Origin of the sequence: Maridesulfovibrio sp. (assembly GCF_965230075.1) — a bacterium.
In the GTDB taxonomy this organism is placed as follows: Bacteria; Desulfobacterota; Desulfovibrionia; order Desulfovibrionales; family Desulfovibrionaceae; genus Maridesulfovibrio.
The window spans coordinates 3,303,234-3,323,645 of record NZ_OZ245945.1 but is presented as its reverse complement, the minus strand read 5'-3'; the positions used below and the strand labels follow the sequence as shown (position 1 = coordinate 3,323,645).

Here is a 20,412-nt window from a genome sequence, read left to right as displayed (position 1 = left end):
TTTTCGACATTTCTTTTGTGCTTTTCAACGGGCACACCTTTATATACCGATCATTCCGGGCGCGCTCAGCCGCGCCCTTTTCTTAAATATTTATCGCAAGGATGGATAATTATGAGTGCCGTACCTGTAGGACTTGTAGGAGTAACCGGATACACCGGGATGGAACTTACCCGTATTTTGAGCAATCATGACGGCATGAAGCTTGTTAGGGTGACTTCACGTGCCGAGGCCGGGAAAAAACTGGCTGATATCTATCCTTTCCTTAACGGTATGGAGCTTGGCGGACTTGAAATTACCGCCCCTGATGTTGAGGACCTTGCTGAAGCCTGCGATCTTGTTTTTCTCGCTGTGCCGCACAAGACAGCCATGAACATCGGCGGACAGCTTTACGATAAAGGGATCAAGGTTGTGGACCTTAGTGCTGACTTCAGGATTCGTGACCGTGAGACCTATGAAGAATGGTACAAGGTCGCTCATACCCGTGAAGATTTGCTTCCAGAGGCCGTCTACGGCTTGCCCGAATTTTACCGTGATCAGGTCAAGGGCGCCAAGCTGGTTGCCAACCCCGGCTGCTATCCCACTTCCGTTATTGTCGGTCTGACTCCGGCTTTGCGGGCAGGGTTGGTGGAGACTTCTGACATTGTCATTGATGCCAAATCCGGTACCAGTGGAGCAGGGCGCAAGGCTGCTGTGGGAACCCTTTTCTGTGAAGTTGCTGATTCCTTCCGTGCTTACGGTTTGACTACCCACCGTCATACCCCGGAAATTGAGCAGGAGCTTGCTGTTGCATCCGGTGAAGATATGACCGTCTCTTTTAACACCCACCTGCTGCCCATTGACCGCGGTATTCTTTCCACCATCTACACCAAGCTGAAGCCGGGTGTGAAAGCCGCAGATATCCGCGCTGCTTATGAAAAGGCTTACGGTGATGAGAAAATGATCCGTTTCCTGCCCGAAGGCCAGCTGCCTGAAACCCGCTGGGTGCGCGGTACCATGTTCTGTGATGTGGCCGTTGTTCCTGACGAGAGGACCGGAAGGCTGATCCTTCTTGCCGCTATCGATAACCTCTGCCGTGGTGCATCCGGTCAGGCTGTTGCCAACGCCAACCTGATGCTTGGTTTTGAGGAAACGAGAGGTTTGTCACTTGCCCCGATGATGCCCTAATACCGGAATCTTTATAATTAATGCTAATTGATATTAGGGTTCCGGTGAGGTATAGTTTTAACTGCTTGACTGTATCCTTTTTTAACCGATTTTAGGGAATGTGAACATATGGTGGAATGTTGTGATGTCTTTCTGGATTCTTTCTTTGTAGCCCGACAGCCTGTTTTTGATTCGGAAAAAAATATTTGGGGCTATGAACTCCTTTTCCGTAATTCTGAAGGGACCAATGTTGCTGATGTCGGTGATGAGGATGCCGCTACATCACAGGTGATTGCTGACGGTTTCGGGTTGATTCAGGACGATATTGAAGAAGGTCAGAGATTGCTGGTCAACTTTCCCCGTAATATGCTGCTGGAAGGGGCTGCGGATTTTTTGCCACCTGAAGTTTGCGTGGTCGAGATTCTAGAGCATGTTCAACCTGAACCGGATGTCCTCGAATCCCTTGAGGGATTGAAAGACCGGGGCTATGTGCTCGCTCTTGATGACTATATCGGACAGGAAGGTTTTGAGCCTTTCATTGAGTTGGCGGATATAGTCAAAGTCGATTGTCTTGATTTATCGCCTGAAGAACTTACCAACGTTGTAGGTAATCTTAAACAACTGGGTGTGAAGCTTCTGGCTGAAAAAGTTGAAGATAATGAAATGTTTCGCCGTTGTCAGGAATTAGGTTTCGATCTTTTTCAGGGCTTTTTTTTCAGTCGTCCGGAGATTGTTCCCGGGAAGAAAGTTTCTACCAGTAATCTGAACCGCATGCAGTTACTGAGCTCCATCAGTGGTGATGATTTTGATGTTGATGATTTGACTGAGGCCATTAACTCTGATGTTTCAGTGAGTTATCGCCTGTTAAAATTCATGAATTCCCCTACCTTTGGTTTACCTAACGAAATTAATTCCATCAAGCAGGCCATTACATTGATAGGGTACCGGAAGTTGGCTGGCTGGCTGCGTATGATTCTGCTCTCTGATATGAGTTCGGGACCGACAGGTAACGAGCTTGCATTTTTGTCCATCAAAAGGGCTAAATTCCTGGAGTTGGTATGCTTGGAAGTTAAGCATTGCCCGCTCTCATCTGAATCAATGTTCATGTTGGGGCTTTTTTCCCTGCTTGATGTTCTGTTGGGTAGACCCATGGAAGAACTGATGAAAGAACTGCCCGTGGAAAAAGAGCTTATGCTGGCTTTGGTTGGTAAACAAAATAAAGTTTCGTTGTACCTTGATCTTGTTAAGTGCCTTGAGAAAGCTGAATGGGATAACTTGGGGAGTTTGATTATGGGCAATAATCTTTCCTCCCTTGCAGTAGCACGGAGTCATCTGGCTGCTATGCAATGGGCCAACGAGGTTGTCCTGATGGGACGGGAAAATTAATCTGAGCAAGAACGGATAAAGATAATATTGTGAGCCGCGAAGATCTAAAGCTGGATAAGAATGATTTTGAGTTGTTGCGTAAACAGATTTACCGCATGTGCGGTTTGACTATTTCCGAGGGTAAGGAATACCTGATCCAGCATCGTTTCAAGGCATTGTATAAGTCCCGCAATTGTCGTTCCTGGGGCGAGTTTTATAAGCTTCTTGTCTCAGGAGATACCCAATTTAAAGAAGAAGCTGTTTCGGCTATCAGCACTCACGAAACTAGTTTTTTTCGTGATAACCACCCCTTTACATCCATCAGAAATAAGGTTCTGCCTGAGCTTTTAAAGAAACGCAGACCGGGTGCAAAAATAAAAATCTGGTGTGCTGCTTCGTCCACCGGGCAGGAACCTTACTCTCTTTCCATGCTCATTCACGAGTGGACCAGGACCGTTGGGGGAGGGAAAATATCTCCGGCTGATTTTTCAATTCTGGCCACAGACATATCCGGGGCAGTAATTGAGCGGGCCAAAGAAGGGGTTTTCAGCAACCTTGAGAAATCAAGAGGATTGCCTCCCGGTTACGACAAGTATTTCGAAAAGAGTGGCAGCCGCTGGAAGGTAGAACCTTCTGTACAGTCCCTTGTTACTTTCAAGAAATTCAACCTGCTTGATTCCTTCAGGTCTCTGGGACAATTTGACTTTGTCATGTGCCGTAATGTGCTGATTTATTTTGATGATGCGACCAAGATTGATATTGTGCACCGTATTCACGATTTGTTGCCGGATAAAGGATATTTAATGCTTGGGGCTACTGAAACATTGGCCGGACATACTGATCGTTTTGCCACCGAACATATGGGCGCGGTTCTACTTTACCGTAAAATGCGTGGAATATAATAAAAAACCGCCGCCTCTTTAAAAGAAACGGCGGTTATTTTTTTAGAAATATATCTGTTAAATATCGTATTTTGTTCCGAACAGGCTTCTGATTTTCTGGATGAACATATCCATATCCGCAACAGGCTTAAGCAGCACGTTATCAGAAGAAATTCCGTAAGCCCGGACATCCGGCGGAACAGCGTAGTCCACTGATCCGGTATGGATAATGAAATCCATATCCGGGTGCAGTTCTTTTAGATGAATGATGAGATCATTACCGTGCATCACCGGAAGGCGCATGTCTACAATGGCGATATCGGCATGCTCGGTTTTCATTAGAGTCAGGGCTTCTTCGGCACTCCCTACCGAAATCACATCCAGACCTTCATCTTCAAGGTAGTCGACAAGGTTTTCCCTGACCATCTGCTCATCATCTACAACCAGAATTCGCATATATTCTCCATCTCATCTGTGCTGAAGCCTAAGGAAATTAATTTCAGACTTATCTTATTTTCATCATTAAGCATAATGCAATGTATTTTTATTGGCAACGAAAATGAGAGTAAAGTTGAGTTTGTATCAAAATAAAAAGGGAGATCGTTTTTAACGATCTCCCTTTTGCTTTTTAATTAGGTAGCAGGATGTTAGCAGCAGAAGGTGTTGTATACCTGTCTGTCTTTATATTCCGCTTTTTTACCTTCATTCCATTGTTTCACCGGGCGGTAGTAGCCGACGATGCGTGTGTATACTTCCGATTCAGAACCGCATTCGGGGCAGGTATGGTGCTCGCCCTGAATATAGCCGTGTTCTTTGCAGATAGAGAAGGTCGGGGTGATGGAGAGATATGGGATCTTGGTGTTGCGGAAGGCCTTGATGATAAAACTCTTTAAGGCATCAAGATCAGCTGTGGATTCGCCAAGGAAGGTGTGGAACACCGAGCCGCCGGTGTACAGGGGCTGCAGCTTGTTCTGGTGGGTGAGGGCCAGAACCACATCTTCGGAAACACCTACCGGAAGAGTGGTGGAGTTCGTGTAGTAGGGGGTTCCGTTACCGGAGGTCTGGATGTCCGCGTAAAGGGACTTGTCGATTTTGGCCAGGCGGTAGCTGGTTCCTTCTGCCGGGGTGGCTTCAAGGTTGTACAGGCTGCCGGTTTCTTCCTGGAATTGCGAGGTCAGGTCTCGCAGGTGGTTGAGAACCCGGGTCATGAGCCTTACTCCGGAAGGAGTCTCAATTCCCTTGCCCAGCAGGTTCAGGCAGGCTTCGTGTCCGCCCAGCAACCCGATGGTGGAGAAATGCCCCTTGTAGCCGTTCTTGAGGTAGCGGCGGGACCAGGGGAACATACCGTTATCAAGGTTGGTCTGGATCAGCTTACGCTTAAATTCAAGGGAGTTTTTGGCCTGAATGGCGTATTCCTCAATGAGGTCGAGGAAATCCTCTTCACCCTGTGCCAGATAAGCCAGTTTGGGCAGGTTGAGGGTGACTACGCCGATAGACCCGGTCAGGTCTCCGGCTCCGAAGAGTCCGCCGACTTTGTTGCGCAGTTCGCGCAGGTCCATTTGCAGGCGGCAGCACATGGAGCGCACGTCTTCGGGATTGAGGTCGGAATTGATGAAGTTCTGGAAGTAGGGAACACCGTATTTCGCGGTCAGGTCGAGCAGGGTGTGTCCGATCTTGGAATCCCAAGGAAAATCTTCGGTGACATTGTAAGTGGGGATGGGGAAGGAGAAAATGCGGTTGTGCTGATCTCCGTTGACCATAACTTCAAGGAAGGAGCGGTTGATCATTTCCATTTCCTCGGCATATTCACCGTAGGTGGAGTCTTGAAGTTCTCCGCCGATGATTACCGCTTCCTTGGCGATATGCTTGGGCGGGACAAGGTCAAATGAAAGGTTGGTAAACGGACTCTGGCCTCCCCATCTGGAGGTGGTGTTCAGGTTGAACACGAATTTCTGCATGGCCTGACGTACTTCTTCATAGCTGAGGCCGTCATGGCGGATGAATGGGGCGAGGTAGGTATCAACGTTGTTGAATGCCTGAGCGCCTGCCCATTCGTTTTGCAGGGTGCCGAGAAAGTTGACCATCTGGCCGAGCACGGCGTCAAAGTGCCGTGCCGGTCCGGCACAGGAACGACCTTCAAGGTTGAAGCCTTCTAAAAGCAGGTCGCGCAGGGACCATCCGGCGCAGTAACCGGCCAGTCCGTAGGAAAGATCATGGATGTGGAAATAGCCGTGCTCGTGAGCCTGTCTGATTTCTTCAGGGTATTTCTCAAGGGCGTAACGGGCCTGGATTGTTCCGGAGAGATGAAGCATAAGCCCCTGAAAGGAATGGGTCATGTTGGCATTTTCAGCCACGCGCCAATCACTTTTTTCAAGGTATTCGTCGATGGTTTCCTTGATGTCGAGATAGGCGTCTTTTTGGTTTCTGAGCCTGCGGCGGCTGTCGCGGTAGAGAATGAATTTTTTGGCAACGTGGTGCAGACGGGAATCCATAAGCACTTCCTCGACCATATTCTGAACATGTTCCTGTTCAGGAATGTCGACTCCTTCGAGCTTGTATTCGACTTTTCTGGCCATACGTTTGGCCATGAGCGGGTCTTTAATTCCGCTGGCGCTCAGTGCTTTGAAAATGGCCTGTGCAATACGCTCAGTCGACCAGGTCTCCAACCGGCCGTCTCGCTTCATGATCTGCGTGGGCATGCTCTCTCCTTGGAGGAATGTAGTTCTGGATGGTCAGGTCAAAGCCATCCGGAAGATAACTCTTGGCAGTTTCGACATCTTCGTCTGTAAGGATGGGTACCTTGGTCAGACGAAAATAGAAGGCTTTGGGGTTGGCTTCGGCAAGCTCGAAAATCCTTTCAAGGTTTTTCTGTGCCGCTTCAGCGGTAACGGCCTGCCCGGTCAGGGCAGGATACTTCTCATACGGTCCTTTAACGTCAACGGCGAACATGTCCGCCAATCCCTGCTGGAGAATATCTTCCAAAATGTCAGGAAGCATTCCGTTACTGTCCATTTTGATGGGCAGCTTGGATACTTGCCTGATTTCATAAAGAATTTCTCCGAGGTTAGGTACCGTTGTAGGCTCGCCACCAGTGATTGTGACCCCGTCAAGCCATTTTGCTCGGTTCCTTAGGAAAGATTTCATATCCTCTCTGGACAGGAGGGGCAGTCGCTCCATATTCCACGCCATGTCGAAGTTATGGCAGGTGGGGCAGTTCAGATTGCAGCCGCCGAGGAAGAATACACAGCTGGACCGGCCGGGCCAGTCGCACAGACTGAGCGGTTCAATACCGCGAAGATGATTCCATCCAGAAGATAGTTTGGTCATGATATTTTTTGCAGAATTATGTGTTTTTTAGAGTGGGCTTTTGCCCGTATTTTGGTTCAGGCCCCGTGGGTTATGGGCTGAATCAACTTCGGAAAGAATACTAACTCAGGGACTGAGTTTTGTACAGGGGGGTTAGAGAAAAATTGTTGTTACATTGTCGTTATTGGTGATTATATCCAAATATTACTAAATAGAGAAAAAATGGAAAAGTTTTCCACAAGTTCATAACCTTCAAAGAGTACGAAAAAACAGGACTTTTTCTAAACAAAGTTTAGAAAAAAAACTTGTTCTTAATGTCGGGAATCAGTTTTTGACAAGGTATGGGAAAATAGTAAGGAAGGTTGTGCGGTTGCACAAAATGATCAGTTCTTTTAGCATAGCAGCATGTGATTTGAAAAGAAATTTTATGGTGAAATTTGAAATCATTGCACGCTGCAGCATCACTTTAAGTCTAAAGCCGGCCTGCTTTTCGGCCGAAAAATTATATATCTGAAAACACATCCTTTTTGTGAGGTCTTATGAGAAGTCTTTTGCTCATTATTATATTAACTGTTCTTTGCCATGTCCCTTCTCAGGCACAGGCCAGAAGCATGGAAGAAGAGCGGGCCCTCTGCTTGACCAGAAATGCCCTTGCCCGGGCGCAATGCAAAGATCCGCATGAATTTAGCTACGTAGGAAAGCAAAGGGGAAATATATATATCTACAACTCCTTTTATGGGGCTAAATATAGGGACTTTTTTTGCAAAATAGATAGCGGGGAAATAACTATCGTGTCCCGGAATAAGAAGTTCCGCCGCAGTGTGAATTACTATATTGATGAGAATGAGTGCGGGATCATAGAGTATTATCCCGCTTCCTGCACCAAGCGTTCAGTTATTAAATGTTGTTTTCCTAAGTCTGAGAAAGAACTGAAGGCTGACAAGGAAGCAGAGTTCTGGGGGCGTTCTGTTCCTGATTTGCTGAAGGAAGATCAGGAAAAAGCTCTTAAGGAATTGCAGAATAAGACCTCTAAATCTTCCGAAACCAAGCCAGAAGAGCAATAGCAGGGGTCAGGGCGTACAGGGGCCAATATATTTGGTTGTAGGTGAAAAAAATTACGGCACCGAGCAGGAAAAGGGAGTAGACCCATGCTTCACCATGTTTGGAAAAGCGTTTTTCTTTTTCCAGTTTAAGGTGGAACATGTCCCGGCGTTCCTGCTGGGCAATGTCTGTCTCCTGCCGTTTGCGGCCGGATTGCAGTTTGTGGCCGCATTTAGAGCAGGCTTTTGCCGCGTTGTTGTTTTTTTGTCCGCATTTGTTGCAGGTTATCATTAAACTGTAATCCCTTAATTATGTTGCCGGTTTTGGTGTTGGATGGTTCTGGTAAATAATATAAAATGTGACAACGTCAATATTTTATTTATTTACCAGACTTAAGCAAGAAAAGTACCATTAGTTCTAGACGATTCTTATTATATTTGTTGTACAAGTAGTGTATGTTAAGGCTTATAATTCTAAACTTCTTGACTATTATAGCTGAATTGAGACATTTTCATGCAAATAATTAAGAAATTGTGGATGGAGTTTTCATGAATGACGTGTCCCAGGAAAGTGCGCAGATTCCTGATAAAGATAAGCGGATTGATTTTTACCTGAAGGTTCTGGCGCGCCTCAAGGAGCGCAGCACCCTGCGTGAAGTGCTTGAGCGTGAGGTTTTCCTCGAATTTATCAAGTACAATAATAACCGCATTAATGAATTCCCTTTGCTGGAAAAGCAGCAGAGCGGGATTATCGCACTTTTGTGTCACCGTTCCATTGATCTTCCTGCCCATGAGTATATCAAGAAGATTTTAAGTGAATTCATCCTGATGATCGGCCGTTTCAGTAAGCTTAAAGATGGCAAGGATAAGGATGCCCTGGATGGCATACGTTCCCGGCTGATCAATGCCGAAACATTGCTGATCAAGACTGTTCAGGGTGTAGTTTACGCTTCATGCCTTATTTCCGATAACTTTGAGGAAGTCACCCTGCGCCATCTGGGCGAGCCTGCTCTCAAGAAGTATAATGCTTTGCTTGAGCAGTATGAAATGGATAAAGATTTCTGGAATGCCCTGATTGAACAGTTCATAACTCAGGAAGTTGAATCTTCGCTTAACGATATAATCACCAAAGAACGCTACACCCTTACCAGGGATAAAAATTACGTTATCCTGCGGTTCCCATTTGATGATGTGACCGGGCGTTTTTCTGCCGATCTTCCTGCTATTGATAAAACCAGAATTCAAAATGCATTCGAACAGGTCGGTGCGGATGAGGAATCCGCGGAAGTCCTGAAAATGACTTATAACTCTCTGCAGGAGAGCGGGGTACTTGTTCAGGGTGAAGAGCCGGTCGGTAATGATGTTGTTGAACGGATTGCCCGCATAGTCTGTATTGATCCGGCCACTGCTAAATTCAAGCAGGATTACGATACGGCAATGGAAGCCCTGCGTGAATCTGCATACTCCGCTGACAATGCTGAAAAAGAAGCTGAAATGGCCCGTAACATGCAGTTTTCGCAGGACCAGATCGGAGCCTGTGCCATCGGGGTCAGCATTACCCTTGATATTGTGGTTCGTGAATTCCTGCTGGGCCTGAAAAATTTTACCCAGCGCGATGAAAAAGTGCTTACTCTCTACCTGCGCAGGTTCGGGGTTGATGCTCTGGACAAGCTTTTTTTCTACCTGACCGAAGTTAAATTTTCCGGCTTGCTGAAGAAGAAAATGCAGGGTGAGGAAAGCAAGATGCAACTGCGGGTGCTTAAACGCAGGCGTGCATCAACCAAGGATGTCTTGGCGCTTAATGAAATCGGAATGACCCGCATCCGTATGGCCAGACTTTGGCTTAAGGATTCTTCAAATGAGAACTGGCTGATCTTCAAGCAGAACACTGCTCAAGAATTGATCAAGGAAATGCAGTTGCTTGCCCTTGAAAAAGAGTTGGCAACCTCAATTTTGCGGATTTTTGAGAAGGGCGATCACAAGGTCGAATTTCTTGTTTTCATCAGCTTGCAGGCTGTTGCCAAAGCCACCAAGGATATTCGCGGAAAACTTAACGACCTGTTCATGCGTTTCGGTATCGGTGAGCAGAGTGATGAGCAACTTGCCAAGAAATTATCGACTCCGGCTAAATAGAATTTTATTACAAGCAATAAAAAAGCTCTCCCTGCAGCAGGCAAGGAGAGCTTTTTTTGTTTTCAGATCAATAAATATTAAATGAATACTACAGTCTTGTTGCCGTCCACCAGTACTCTTTCGGTGAGGTGCCATTTAACGGCCCTGCTGAGTACCTGACGTTCAATGTCACGGCCGAGGACTTTGAGTTCTTCGTAGTCGTGGCGGTGAGAGACACGGATAACGTCCTGTTCGATGATCGGTCCCTGATCCAGTTCTTCGGTAACATAGTGGGCGGTAGCTCCGATAAGCTTAACGCCGCGTTCACCAGCCCTGCGGTAGGGATCTGCACCTACGAATGCGGGCAGGAAGGAGTGGTGGATGTTGATGATCCTGTTAGGGTAGGCATCGATAAGTTTGGGAGTCAGGATCTGCATGTAGCGGGCGAGGATAACCAGATCGGCCTTGCCTTCCATGAGTTCAAGGATTTTGTCCTCAGATGCTTCTTTGTTGCCTTTTTCCACCGGAACGTGATGGAAGGGTACCCCGAAGGATTCAACAGCTTCACGCAGGTCGTCGTGGTTACTGATGACCATGGTGATCTCAGTGTGAAGTTCGTCGCGCTTGGCTCTCCAGAGCAGGTCCATAAGTGCGTGGTCAAATTTGGAGACGAGGATAGCTGTTTTTTTCTTTATCCATGCAGGATTGATGTTCCATTCCATGTCAAATTTATCAGCGACCTTTTCAGCAAATTCCTGTCTGAATTCTTCCAGGCCGTCTTCAATTCCGTTCATATGAAATTTCATTCTGAGGAAAAAACGCCCGCCAACGGGGTCACTGGAATGCTGGTCGGAATGGATGATGTTGGCATTCTTGGAAAACAGGAAACCGGAAACCGCAGAAACGATTCCGGGTCTGTCCTTACAGGATACAGTCAAATATGCTGTTGATTCTCTTGATGATGTCATTGTTTGTCTCGATAAAAATATAAAATTAATTCCAAAAAAGGGAATTCTTTTAACAATTCAGCCCATGGCAGGCAAGCCAAAGCAGCAAGCTTAAAAAATGAATTCTGTTTGTTGTTTTTAAAATACGAATTATATTTTTCGAAATTATTAAAAAACACCTTTACAACTATTGATCCAGTAATTATTTCAGGCTCGATTTTCGTTTTAAAGAAAAGTTAATCTTTAGAAAATAAATGCAGCCAGCCTGCTTCAGAGGTTGATATGAGTGTTTTAAACGGCGAAGTAGTTCAGTCGGCAATCCATGGATTTATGTATTTCGGGGACATTGTTTTTGCGGTCAGTGGAGCGCTGGCTGCGGGTAGGCGGAGAATGGATATTGTCGGGTACGTGCTGATCGGGACCATTACCGGCCTTGGCGGTGGTTCTTTGCGCGATGTTCTGCTGGATCATCCTGTCTGGTGGACTCATGAGCCGGTGGAGTTGTATCTGTGTATAATGGCGACTCTTTTTACATATTTCTGTCGTCTGGAGATCAAGGATCGCTACAAGGCTACCGCATGGTTTGATGCCTTAGGTTTGAGTGCCTTTGCCGTTACCGGAAGTACTGTCGCATTTCTGCAATCTCAGGTTCCGTGGACAGTTGCAGTGTTCATGGGAGTCATGACCGCGACCGGAGGCGGGGTAATTCGTGATGTCCTGACCGGGAATCGGCCCATGATCCTTTGCGGTGAGCTTTATGCAGTGGCTGCACTCGCCGGAGCGTTTGTTAACGTGGGCATGATGAAATTGCATGTGCAGCCGGAAGTCGCCATGGCATCGGGATTCATGGCTACGCTGGTTCTACGCGGAGCAGCGGTTATTTTTGACATTCGGCTCGGGCCTCCCGGTGAATTTGTCAGAGTTGGCGGTCGTAGTAGGTAATTTTTATGTCTCCGGCGGCCAAAGAAACTTTTGAAAAAGTTTCTCTGGACTCTTCAAAACTTTTTGGCGAGGCTTCGCCTATAGCTTGAACAATTTAGGAGAGTTTATGTTCAGAGAAATTCAGAATACCAAGAAGATACTGCCCGAAGGGGCGGTTGAGGAAGTTCTTAAGGCCGGAGAAGAGGGTGTTTTAGCTACCTGTGGTGAAGACGGCTATCCTTATGCCACACCGCTTAATTATGTTTACCACAACGGAGCCATCTATTTTCATTGTGCTCTGACCGGACATAAGCTTGATAATATCGCATTCAACCCGAAAGTTTCTTTTTGTGTTTACGTTGAGACAGAACTGATGCCTTCAAAGTTCAGCATCAAATTCAAATCGGTTGTGGCTTTCGGCAAGGCTGAAGATGTTTCCGGAGATGAAAAAAAAGAAGCTCTGCTCGCGCTGGTGCACAGGTTTTCCCCTGATCATATTCCCGCAGGTGAGAAGTATATTCATAATGATATAGACAAGACTCGGGTGATCAAAATCAATATCGAGCACGCCACAGCAAAAGGTCGTTTGAAATAACTTTTTCATAAATATAAATAAAAAAAGGGCTGGTTTGATGAGATGTCAAACCAGCCCTTTTTCTAGCACAATCTATAAACCAAAGCGGCGAAGCCAAACTAAAAAAGTTTGGGATTCTTAAACCCTTTTCAAAGGGTTTAAGCCGCCGGAGGCATTATCCACCCAAGTATGCCTTCTTTACTTCTGGGTCATCCATAAGCTCAGCAGACGAACCTTGAGCCACAATTTCGCCAGTATCGAGCACGTAGCCGCGATGGGCGAACTTGAGCGCGAGGTTCGCGTTCTGTTCGATTAGAAGGATTGTGAGTCCTTGTTCGTTCAATTCCTTAAGGGTGCGGAACATATCGTACATAAGCAGAGGAGCGAGACCCATGGACGGCTCATCGAGCATGATGAAGTTGCATTTGGACATGAGCGCGCGTCCCACGGCGAGCATCTGCTGCTCTCCACCGGATAGGGATTCACTGCGCTGCTTGCGGCGTTCTGCAAGGCGCGGGAAAAGGGCGAAAACGCGGTCGTAGTCCCCATGAATGTCCTTGATGGAATCCTTGCGGGCGTAGGTTGCCAGCTTGAGGTTTTCCTCCACAGTGAGGTTGCCGAAAATATGGCGTCCTTCCGGGACAAGGGCCAAGTGCAGGTCGGAAATGACCTTATGCGGGGGCATGTCGAGGATAGAGTTACCTTTCCATGAAATATCACCGGAAACGACCTTGGGGGCTTCCGGCGGGGGAAGGCGGCTGATGGATAGCAGGGTAGTGGTTTTACCTGCGCCGTTGGCTCCGATAAGGGTAACGATTTCCCCTTCACTGACGTTGAAAGAGATGCCGTGCAGGGCTTCGATATTGCCGTATTTTACGCGGAGATCTTTGATTTCAAGTAGAGTATTCATCAGATTGAATCATCTCCCAGATAAGCTTTGATAACAGTCTCGCTGGACTGGATATCTTCAGGTGTTCCTTCGGCGATGGTGGCGCCGAAATCAATGCATTTAATCCACTTGCAAAGGGTCATGACCACCTTCATCTGATGCTCGATCATGAGGATGGTTATGTCAAATTCATCGTGAATCCATTTGATGAGCTTGATCAGCCCCTCAACGTCAGATGAGTTGAGACCTGCAGCTGGTTCATCAAGGAGCAGTAGCTTGGGCTGAATGGACATGGCCCGGGCAATTTCAACTCGCCGCTGTAATCCGTAGGGCAGGTTGGTCGGCAATTCCTCTGCGTACTGCTTGAGATCCATGAATTCGAGCAATTCAGTTGAGATGCGCTCGATTTCTTTCTCCCGCAGGTAGTAGTTTTTGGTGCGCATGACGGCATCGAAAAATCCGTAGCCCATGCGATAATGCTGGGCGATGCGGATGTTGTCCATGACGCTCATGTCATGCCAGAGGCGGATGTTCTGGAATGTCCGGGCTACACCTTGGGCTGTGACCTGATGCGGTTTAAGACCGCGTGTGGGTTTCCCTGCGAGGGTTATGGTCCCTTCTGTGGGCTGGTAAAATCCGGATATGAGGTTGAAGATGGTGGTTTTACCCGCACCGTTGGGGCCGATCAGCCCGGTGAGGGAGCCTTCCTCAAGCTCGATATTGAAATCGGATACGGCCTGCAGCCCTCCGAATCTTTGGGTCAGTCCATCTATTTGTAAAAGCGACATTTTATCTCCTTTTCTCGCGGTGTTCGCCTACTTGAATTTGTAGAATTTCTTGAGCCGCGGGAACAGGTCGGGCAGTTCTTTGTTACCCATGATTCCTTCTGGCCTGAACTGCATGAGCAAAATCAGGGTCAGCGGGATGAGTACCCATTTCCAGACCTGACTGAGATGGTAGGTGTCCGGCAGCAGGTTCAGGAAATGCATTCCGGTGTCGAGGGCCGGGATGATGAAGCGCAGCAGTTCGAGCATTACCGTGAAGAATATGGCCGAAAGTATTGAGCCGCCCAGCGATCCCATGCCGCCGAGATAAACCATGACCAGACATTCGGTGGATTTCATGATGTTGAAAGACTGCGGGTTTACGTAACCCAGCACATGGGCGAATAGCGCACCCGCCACTCCGGCAAGACCGGAGGAAAGCATGAAGGCGGCCATTTTCATCTTGTTGGTATCCACACTCATGATCTCGGCGGCAACCTCATCCTGACAAATGGACATGATCCCCTTTCCGTAAGTGGAGGAAACAAAGCGGCGGATCATCCAGATGGACATGAAGGTTCCGAGGATTACCCAGATCATCATCCATGGGATATCGACTACATCCTCCATGGCGTTGACCACCCGTTTCATGCCCATGAATCCGCGAGGACCGCCGATGACATCCATGTTCTCAATGGCTGAGATAACCATGTAGTTGGCGGCGATGGTAATGATGGCCAGATAGTCGCCCCTTGTTTTGAAAGAGGGGACGGCCACGATCAATCCGGCAACAGCTGAAACCAGTCCCGAAATGAGGATCACAATGGGAAATCCCAGCGGGGCAAGTTCCGGGGGCAGGATTGGGGCACCGAAGATCTTGTCCTGCGCGAAGAACATAACGCTTAGAACTGATGAAACGTAGGCTCCGATACACATGAACCCGGCATGACCGCAGGAAAATTCACCCATGTATCCGTTAACCACATTCAGGCTGGAGGAAAGGATGATGTTGATGCCGATGAACATGATTACCGACTGGATATAGAGATCGAGCGCGCCGAACTGGGATAGGGCCACAACAATTCCGGCCATGGCCCAGATTCCGATATTAAAACTGTACTTCTGCATTCTGTATCCGCCTTAAATCTTGGTTGTCTTGGCAACGCCGAATATTCCGGTGGGCTTCATCCAGAGGATGATAAGCAGGATGGAAAAGGCGAACAGGTCCCGGAAAGTTGAGGGGAATATGGCAACAACCCCGACCTCGATGAAGCCGAGCAGGAAGCCGCCGATAAAGGCCCCGCGAATATCTCCGATTCCGCCAACAACCGCAGCGATAAAGGCTTTCCAGCCGATGAGCGCACCCATGTAAGGCTCGAGGATGGGGTAGGACATGGCAAATAGCAAACCTGCCAGTCCGGCCATGCCGGAACCGAGCACAAAGGTGAACACGATCACGTTATCAATGGGGATACCCATGAGCGGGATGGCGAACTTGTCATAGGAAATGCCACGCATGGCCATGCCGATCTTTGTCTTGGTGACAATGAACTGCAAAAGCAGGAATACGGCGATAGCCGCGAAGATTACAATGATCTTCAGGTTGGTCACCGATACATTGCCGAAGGTGTAGACAACCTTATCAAGCAGTTCGGGAAATTTTTTACGACTGGCGCCCAGCAGGGCGAGGTTGCCGTTTTCTAAGATCAAGCCGCACATAAGGGCTGTGATGACCACGTAAAGCCGGTGCGCTCCTTTTCGTCGTAAGGGGCGGTAGGCAATGCGTTCAATTGTTACCCCGACCCCGGCTGTGAGGACCATGGTCAGTGGTACGGTCAGGGCCAATACCATCCACGGGGCAAAATCAAGAAAGCCAAGCAGGGCGGTGGCAACGAAAAATGCGATGTAGGCTCCGACCATGAAAATATCGCCGTGGGCAAAGTTGATCAGGAGCAGAACACCGTAAACAAGGGTGTAGCCCAGCGCAATGAGAGCATAAAAACTGCCCCACTGCAGGGCATTGAGCAGGTTCTGGATGAGGATATCCACTTTCCGTCTTTCCTCTTTTTTAGGGCTGTTGGGGGATTCTCTCAGGCGGCGGATCAAATCCGCCGCCTGAGACTATTTCAATGAACTAGGGGCAGACGGATTCGGCGAATACAAAATTACCGTTTTCGTCAATGCGTACAACAACGGCGCATTTGATGGGGTCGCCCTGGCTGTCGAACTTCATGGAACCGGTGATACCTGCGAATTCACGAATGGAACTCAGGGAATCGCGGATTGCCTTACGTTCGGTTTTAAGGTCGGAACTATAGGAGCCGGCGTCCTGAATAGCCTGCAGTACGAGGCGGGTGGCATCCCAAGTAAGGGCTGCAACATCGTCAGGAGTTTCGCCGTATTTAGCTTCGTAACGGTCGATGAATTCCTTGGTCGCACCTTTGGCGCCAGCTGCGGCGTAGTGGGTGGAGAAGAACTGTCCTTTGCAGTCATCACCACAAAGCTTCATTAATTCAGCGGAACCCCAGGCGTCGGAACCCATGAAGGGACCTTTGTAGCCAAGGTCACGAGCCTGTTTAACAATAAGTGCAACCTGATTGTAGTTGTCGGGAACAAAGATGAAGTCGGGATTTGAGTTGATGATTTTGGTCAGCTGTGCGGAGAAGTCCTGATCCTTGGTGCCGTGTGATTCAAAGGCCACAATGGATTCTTTGCCGTTTTTCTTTTCAAATACTTCCTTGAAGATTTCAGCAAGACCTTTGGAATAGTCATTGGAAATATCAAAAAGTACCGCAGCAGTTTTTGCTTTAAACTGCTTGGTGGCGAAGTTTACAGCAACGGGACCTTGGAAGGGATCGAGGAAGGCTGCGCGGAAAACCCAAGGACGGTTTTTAGTAGTATCCGGGTTGGTGGACCATGGTGAAACCATGGGGGTTCGGTTGTCATTGCAGGTTCCGCCTGCGGGCACAGCCTGCTTGGAGGAGTTGGGGCCGATGATTGCGACGACGCCGTCCTGCTCGATGAGTTTGAGGGCAACGTTAACAGCGGATTCAGCTTTGGACTCGTTGTCTTCATAAAAGAATTCAAGAGGAATCTTTTTGCCGCCTACTTCAAGGCCGCCCTGTCCGTTAATGTCAGCAAGGAGCATTTCTGCCGCGTTCTTGGAGGCCTCACCTACTTTGGGGATATCCCCGGTGAGTGGAATGTTGAAGCCGATCTTGATTTTTTCTTCCTGTTTAGAGCAGCCGCTGACAACGATCAGAGCCAGCCCGAGTACCATGAGGGCCAGAAGTGACCTGAGAATCAATTTTTTCATTCTTTACCTCCTGAAGTGTTCATTGGAAATTCTGGATTTGTCGTTAAGTTTAAAAAAAATATCGCAAATGGAAGAAATTAAAAAGACATTTTTGCAAAAAAGCACCAATAATGAATAAAGTTCTTTTATTTCATATTGTTGTACATATGCTTTTTGTTGTGTTATTCTATATGGTTTATATATTAAATAATGCGATTTTTGTTTTGAAGACTGTAAAATTAAATAAAAACAGTTCTTTATCTGTTTTAGTGTGGTGCTGGTGTTTGAGGGTGCTCTTCTTTAAAATTGGATTTGAGTGATTGTTCGGTATAAAATTGTAAAATAGCTAAAATTTATAGCTCATATTTTTATTTCAAAAAAATAGTGGGGTAAATTTTAGAAAAAATGAAAAATTGAGGTCTAGGAAGTAGGGTTGGAATACAATTGTAGTGTTGTTATTCCATTCTTCTGAAGGTTGTAATGTGATTGTAGATTGTTTAGTTGAATGAATATATGTAGTTAGTGTGCATATACAGTTTGACAGTTTTTGAATGATTATCCAGTCAATGCTCTTCGAAAAAAGTAAAGCCCCTTAATGCTAAACATTAAGGGGCTTTATGTTCTTGATAAAGTGTAGCTTTTAAAGTTTGAATCTGTCCATCATGTCTTTGAGGGAGCGGGCCTGCTGGTCGAGGTCCTTCACTGCTTCTTCTAGCTGGCGTGAACTTTCAAGGTTCTGCTCTCCGGCCTGTTTGATAGAACCAAGAGCTACGGCTACCTGATCCAGCCCGGCCAGCTGTTCCTGACTGGAAGCTGCGATCTGGGCTGAGGACTGGGCAGACTGGTTGATGACCGTGCTCAGGTTGAGGATGGCTTCTCCGGTCTGAGAGGAGAGGGTCGCGCCTGTTTCAACCGCCTTACCGCCCTGCTCGGTGATCATGACTGCGGAACTGGTTGCCTTCTGGATGTCGGCAAGGATTGACTGGATCTGGGCCACGGACTGTTTGGACTGATCGGAAAGGTTTCTGATTTCCCGGGCCACTACGGTGAATCCGCGTCCTTCTTCTCCTGCCTTGGATGCTTCAATGGAAGCGTTCACAGCCAGAATATTGGACTGGTCCGCAAGGTCGTTCACTACATATATAATGTCACCGATATGTTGCGACTGCTCGGAGAGCTTCACTATAGATTGGGCAATGGTGTCCATTTGGGTGCGGATATCTTTCATGCCCGAAGACGCGTCTTCCGCTGCCTTCTTTCCTTGCTGGGAAGTGCTGACCGCTTTACGGGCAACATCGGCTACCTGTCTTGATTTCTCATTTGAGAGATGGGCGGTCTGCTTTACTTCTTCTACGGTGGCATTTGTTTCGGCAACTGCGCTTGCGGTCTCAGCGGCACTGGCAGTCAACTCTGCGGACGCTGCTGAAATCTGGCTTAGTGATGATGAGAGGGTGCGCACTGCTTCATGAATTCGCTGGCTGTCACCTTTAAGGGTTTCAACCATGGTTGCGAGGGCTTTGCCTATGGTGTCATTCTCAGAGCGCGGCTTTGCTTCCACTGTGAGGTCGGAGTTGGCGACCCTTTCCATGGCTCCGGCCATCTGATTGAGAGACTCGGTCATTTTGTTGAAAGCACGGGCCAGTGAGCCGAGTTCGTCCTGACGATCGGTTCCTTTGATTGCTGTACTCATGTCTCCTTCAGCAATGCGGTAGGCAGCATCAACAACCTTGCGTAAGGGTAAGGTTATGTTGCGCCCTACGATTACAACAGCGGCAACTCCAAGGACAAATGCGATGACCCCGAAGACCCATGTGTTCATGATGGCCCTGTCGTTGCGTGCCTGCAGGGAGGGGCCGAGTTTTTCCTGATCTGAAATAACAGATGATTTGGCCTGCTCGATTAGAGTTGTCATTTTGGGACCCATGACATCCAGTTCTGTGTTGAGCAGTTTATCGCGGGTTGCTGTTTGTGAAAACAGCTCGCTGAGGCTCTTGGAATATGTCTCCTTTGCCTGCTTGATTTCATTAAGCAGCAGCAGATTCTGGCCTTTTAAGAGAGAGCTTAGCTGGATAAGTTCCTCGCTTACTGAGCCCATTTCGGTCAGTGCTCTTTTTTGGTGTGATTCTGAGCTTTTTTCAATAAATTTAGTGGTATATAGTCTTGCAAGAACCAGGTGACGGACTCCCTTGGCGCAGTGGTAAAGTGCGGCGGAATTACTTTGGGATTTGCCGAGGTTGTTGATTATGTGTGCAAAATTCTGCTCCATGAGGTCGCCGGACGGGACCAGTATGGAATATGCCTGATTGTCTCTTTCGAGCTGGGCTTTTGCCACTTCGGCAAAGCTGGCATCGTAATCTGTGAGAAGCGTTTTAACTTCTTTTATGAGTCTGACCCGGCTTTCCGAGGCTAATTCTGTTTCGGCCTGGTCAAGCAGGGGGAAAATTGTTTTTGCATTTTCAAAATATTTGCGGCTGTACTTCTTATCGCCAGTGATAATGTAATCTTTTACGTGGGTACGGCCTTGCAGTATGCTGGCTTGAATCTTGCCGATCAGATTTGAATCCTTGGCAAAGTCACGGTAGTCAGTAAAGCCGGAAGATGATTTTTGCAGTGCCAGCATAGATTCCATGCTCACAATTCCAAAAAGGACGAAAACAACAATAAAACTACAGAATATTTTTTGTCCGACAGTAAACCGTTTCAGCATGGCGCAAAAAATCCTTTTGTTTGTTTAACTATTAATCATAGGCAGTGCTCCTTTTATAGAAGCACTGCCTGTATATTTGATTAGTCAATACGCCAGAGAGTTCTGACTTGCAAGGCGCGTGGGAATTGAAAGGGGCTTATTCGTAATTTGAGTCGCAGAACTCGTTGCACTTTTCTTCCACGCTCTGGAGCAGTTGCAGGCAATCCTGCTGGTCGGGGCTGGAGTTCATTTTCATCCGCACACTTTCACAGCTCTTGCGGCATTCCTCGGCTGATTTATAAGGAGCCAGTGTGATTTCTGAATATTTTGCACACATGGAATCCTGAGTTCCACACATTTCTTCCGTGGCAAGTGATCTGCAAAATGAGCTGACGTCCTGCATGGTTGTAGTGTGTCCTGAGCATCCTGCAAGAGCGAGAAGCATGATGCTGCTCAGAAAAACTTTTTTCAGCATGAAATCCTCCAAGT

19 protein-coding genes are annotated in these 20,412 nt (G+C 47.6%); 7 read left to right on the top strand and 12 right to left on the bottom strand.

The window, feature by feature from the left end; all coding sequences use genetic code 11:
• The first annotated feature begins 111 nt into the window (after nt 1-111).
• The 3 genes from argC (at nt 112) to ACO05Z_RS15085 (ending at nt 3,410) form a co-directional block, all read left to right on the top strand.
• Complete coding sequence (gene argC, locus ACO05Z_RS15095; protein ID WP_421903013.1) at nt 112-1,164, top strand: N-acetyl-gamma-glutamyl-phosphate reductase; 1,053 nt, start codon at nt 112-114, stop codon at nt 1,162-1,164.
• A 108-nt stretch (nt 1,165-1,272) separates the two neighbouring features.
• Nucleotides 1,273-2,529, top strand: coding sequence for an EAL and HDOD domain-containing protein (locus ACO05Z_RS15090; RefSeq protein ID WP_421903012.1), 1,257 nt, complete (start codon nt 1,273-1,275; stop codon nt 2,527-2,529).
• 29 nt (nt 2,530-2,558) lie between these two features.
• Nucleotides 2,559-3,410 carry a CheR family methyltransferase gene (locus ACO05Z_RS15085; protein WP_421903011.1) on the top strand — a complete coding sequence of 284 codons (852 nt, stop codon included), beginning with the start codon at nt 2,559-2,561 and terminating at the stop codon, nt 3,408-3,410.
• Nucleotides 3,411-3,467: 57 nt separating this feature from the next.
• On the opposite strand, the gene ACO05Z_RS15080 is transcribed toward ACO05Z_RS15085, so the two are convergent.
• The 3 genes from ACO05Z_RS15080 to ACO05Z_RS15070 form a co-directional block, all read right to left on the bottom strand.
• Nucleotides 3,468-3,845 carry a response regulator gene (locus ACO05Z_RS15080; protein WP_421903010.1) on the bottom strand — a complete coding sequence of 126 codons (378 nt, stop codon included), beginning with the start codon at nt 3,843-3,845 and terminating at the stop codon, nt 3,468-3,470.
• 191 nt (nt 3,846-4,036) lie between these two features.
• Nucleotides 4,037-6,088: a ribonucleoside triphosphate reductase gene (locus ACO05Z_RS15075; protein ID WP_421903009.1), complete on the bottom strand. Its 2,052-nt coding sequence runs from the start codon at nt 6,086-6,088 to the stop codon at nt 4,037-4,039.
• Complete coding sequence (locus ACO05Z_RS15070) at nt 6,036-6,716, bottom strand: anaerobic ribonucleoside-triphosphate reductase activating protein (RefSeq protein ID WP_421903008.1); 681 nt, start codon at nt 6,714-6,716, stop codon at nt 6,036-6,038. Before ACO05Z_RS15070 ends, ACO05Z_RS15075 begins: the two co-directional genes overlap by 53 nt.
• Before the next feature lie 770 nt (nt 6,717-7,486).
• Between ACO05Z_RS15070 and ACO05Z_RS15065 the strand changes: the two genes are divergently transcribed.
• A complete protein-coding gene (locus ACO05Z_RS15065; RefSeq protein ID WP_421903007.1) occupies nt 7,487-7,759 on the top strand; it encodes a hypothetical protein in 273 nt (90 codons plus the stop codon).
• Here the strand turns inward: ACO05Z_RS15065 and ACO05Z_RS15060 are convergent.
• Entirely contained in the window at nt 7,725-8,027 is a 303-nt protein-coding gene (locus ACO05Z_RS15060) for a hypothetical protein (protein WP_421903006.1), read from the bottom strand. The two genes, ACO05Z_RS15065 and ACO05Z_RS15060, sit on opposite strands and share 35 nt — an antisense overlap.
• 257 nt (nt 8,028-8,284) lie before the next feature.
• Here ACO05Z_RS15060 and ACO05Z_RS15055 point away from each other — a divergent pair, with 257 nt between their 5' ends.
• Nucleotides 8,285-9,868: a hypothetical protein gene (locus ACO05Z_RS15055; protein ID WP_421903005.1), complete on the top strand. Its 1,584-nt coding sequence runs from the start codon at nt 8,285-8,287 to the stop codon at nt 9,866-9,868.
• A gap of 77 nt (nt 9,869-9,945) precedes the next feature.
• Here ACO05Z_RS15055 and purU read toward each other — a convergent pair whose 3' ends face one another.
• The gene (gene purU, locus ACO05Z_RS15050; protein ID WP_421903004.1) at nt 9,946-10,815 is read right to left on the bottom strand and encodes a formyltetrahydrofolate deformylase; all 870 of its coding nucleotides are present in this window, start codon (nt 10,813-10,815) and stop codon (nt 9,946-9,948) included.
• Nucleotides 10,816-11,076: 261 nt separating this feature from the next.
• On the opposite strand from purU, the gene ACO05Z_RS15045 reads away from it, so the two are divergent.
• Both ACO05Z_RS15045 and ACO05Z_RS15040 read left to right on the top strand, forming a co-directional pair.
• Entirely contained in the window at nt 11,077-11,736 is a 660-nt protein-coding gene (locus ACO05Z_RS15045; RefSeq protein ID WP_421903003.1) for a trimeric intracellular cation channel family protein, read from the top strand.
• A 106-nt stretch (nt 11,737-11,842) separates the two neighbouring features.
• A complete protein-coding gene (locus tag ACO05Z_RS15040; RefSeq protein WP_421903002.1) occupies nt 11,843-12,310 on the top strand; it encodes a pyridoxamine 5'-phosphate oxidase family protein in 468 nt (155 codons plus the stop codon).
• Between the two features lie 154 nt (nt 12,311-12,464).
• Here the strand turns inward: ACO05Z_RS15040 and ACO05Z_RS15035 are convergent, their stop codons facing one another.
• The 7 genes from ACO05Z_RS15035 to ACO05Z_RS15005 all read right to left on the bottom strand — a co-directional run bounded on the left by ACO05Z_RS15035 (nt 12,465) and on the right by ACO05Z_RS15005 (nt 20,398).
• Entirely contained in the window at nt 12,465-13,199 is a 735-nt protein-coding gene (locus tag ACO05Z_RS15035) for an ABC transporter ATP-binding protein (RefSeq protein ID WP_421903001.1), read from the bottom strand.
• On the bottom strand, nt 13,199-13,966 hold the full coding sequence (locus ACO05Z_RS15030) for an ABC transporter ATP-binding protein (protein ID WP_421903000.1): 768 nt from the start codon (nt 13,964-13,966) through the stop codon (nt 13,199-13,201). The genes ACO05Z_RS15035 and ACO05Z_RS15030 overlap by 1 nt, the downstream gene beginning before the upstream one ends.
• Nucleotides 13,967-13,993: 27 nt before the next feature.
• Complete coding sequence (locus ACO05Z_RS15025) at nt 13,994-15,070, bottom strand: branched-chain amino acid ABC transporter permease (RefSeq protein WP_421902999.1); 1,077 nt, start codon at nt 15,068-15,070, stop codon at nt 13,994-13,996.
• 12 nt (nt 15,071-15,082) lie between these two features.
• A complete protein-coding gene (locus ACO05Z_RS15020) occupies nt 15,083-15,991 on the bottom strand; it encodes a branched-chain amino acid ABC transporter permease (protein ID WP_421904192.1) in 909 nt (302 codons plus the stop codon).
• Nucleotides 15,992-16,076: 85 nt separating this feature from the next.
• Entirely contained in the window at nt 16,077-17,258 is a 1,182-nt protein-coding gene (locus ACO05Z_RS15015; RefSeq protein ID WP_421902998.1) for an ABC transporter substrate-binding protein, read from the bottom strand.
• A 619-nt stretch (nt 17,259-17,877) separates the two neighbouring features.
• Nucleotides 17,878-19,944 carry a methyl-accepting chemotaxis protein gene (locus ACO05Z_RS15010; RefSeq protein ID WP_421902997.1) on the bottom strand — a complete coding sequence of 689 codons (2,067 nt, stop codon included), beginning with the start codon at nt 19,942-19,944 and terminating at the stop codon, nt 17,878-17,880.
• Nucleotides 19,945-20,080: 136 nt separating this feature from the next.
• Entirely contained in the window at nt 20,081-20,398 is a 318-nt protein-coding gene (locus ACO05Z_RS15005; protein WP_421902996.1) for a hypothetical protein, read from the bottom strand.
• Between the last annotated feature and the right edge of the window lie 14 nt (nt 20,399-20,412).

What these genes read in the sequence shown, in the direction of transcription:
- argC (WP_421903013.1), top strand. Translation starts at nt 112, where the DNA reads ATGAGTGCCGTACCTGTAGGACTTGTAGGAGTAACCGGATACACCGGG.
- ACO05Z_RS15090 (WP_421903012.1), top strand. Translation starts at nt 1,273, where the DNA reads ATGGTGGAATGTTGTGATGTCTTTCTGGATTCTTTCTTTGTAGCCCGA.
- ACO05Z_RS15080 (WP_421903010.1), bottom strand. Translation starts at nt 3,845, where the DNA reads ATGCGAATTCTGGTTGTAGATGATGAGCAGATGGTCAGGGAAAACCTT.
- ACO05Z_RS15075 (WP_421903009.1), bottom strand. Translation starts at nt 6,088, where the DNA reads ATGCCCACGCAGATCATGAAGCGAGACGGCCGGTTGGAGACCTGGTCG.
- ACO05Z_RS15070 (WP_421903008.1), bottom strand. Translation starts at nt 6,716, where the DNA reads ATGACCAAACTATCTTCTGGATGGAATCATCTTCGCGGTATTGAACCG.
- ACO05Z_RS15060 (WP_421903006.1), bottom strand. Translation starts at nt 8,027, where the DNA reads ATGATAACCTGCAACAAATGCGGACAAAAAAACAACAACGCGGCAAAA.
- ACO05Z_RS15055 (WP_421903005.1), top strand. Translation starts at nt 8,285, where the DNA reads ATGAATGACGTGTCCCAGGAAAGTGCGCAGATTCCTGATAAAGATAAG.
- purU (WP_421903004.1), bottom strand. Translation starts at nt 10,815, where the DNA reads ATGACATCATCAAGAGAATCAACAGCATATTTGACTGTATCCTGTAAG.
- ACO05Z_RS15045 (WP_421903003.1), top strand. Translation starts at nt 11,077, where the DNA reads ATGAGTGTTTTAAACGGCGAAGTAGTTCAGTCGGCAATCCATGGATTT.
- ACO05Z_RS15040 (WP_421903002.1), top strand. Translation starts at nt 11,843, where the DNA reads ATGTTCAGAGAAATTCAGAATACCAAGAAGATACTGCCCGAAGGGGCG.
- ACO05Z_RS15035 (WP_421903001.1), bottom strand. Translation starts at nt 13,199, where the DNA reads ATGAATACTCTACTTGAAATCAAAGATCTCCGCGTAAAATACGGCAAT.
- ACO05Z_RS15030 (WP_421903000.1), bottom strand. Translation starts at nt 13,966, where the DNA reads ATGTCGCTTTTACAAATAGATGGACTGACCCAAAGATTCGGAGGGCTG.
- ACO05Z_RS15025 (WP_421902999.1), bottom strand. Translation starts at nt 15,070, where the DNA reads ATGCAGAAGTACAGTTTTAATATCGGAATCTGGGCCATGGCCGGAATT.
- ACO05Z_RS15015 (WP_421902998.1), bottom strand. Translation starts at nt 17,258, where the DNA reads ATGAAAAAATTGATTCTCAGGTCACTTCTGGCCCTCATGGTACTCGGG.
- ACO05Z_RS15010 (WP_421902997.1), bottom strand. Translation starts at nt 19,944, where the DNA reads ATGCTGAAACGGTTTACTGTCGGACAAAAAATATTCTGTAGTTTTATT.
- ACO05Z_RS15005 (WP_421902996.1), bottom strand. Translation starts at nt 20,398, where the DNA reads ATGCTGAAAAAAGTTTTTCTGAGCAGCATCATGCTTCTCGCTCTTGCA.